This is a genomic window from Pseudomonas sp. F220 (genome assembly GCF_057813935.1).
Genome location: NZ_JBVASJ010000175.1, coordinates 1 through 290, shown reverse-complemented (window position 1 = coordinate 290; position 290 = coordinate 1). Strand labels below are relative to the sequence as shown.

Annotated in this window: 1 pseudogene; it reads right to left on the bottom strand. The window is 59.3% G+C overall.

Annotated elements, in window-relative coordinates:
• Positions 1–290 (bottom strand): annotated as a pseudogene (locus tag ACZYSM_RS29525) (Cro/Cl family transcriptional regulator); the annotation flags it as partial.

Here is a 290-nt window from a genome sequence, read left to right as displayed (position 1 = left end):
GCCACAGCGTCAACTCCCCCTCCAGGACATAGCCGCCCTGCTCTGAGCTGTCGCTCAAGTGCCGCTCGCCACTGCTGGCGCCGGCCTCCAGTTGGCTTGCGAGCATGGAGAAGGAGGCCTTCATTTTCGGTGAGACCAAAATGTCGGTAATCCCGTTGGCGTAATACAGCGTGCGTCGCTCATCCGGCCGGGTACCCCAAGGCAACTCCTTAGGTTTTGGCAAACTGTAAAAATAGGTGGTCGGCACCTCAAGGGTTTCGCTGATCGCCGTCAAATCCGCCACTGTGGGC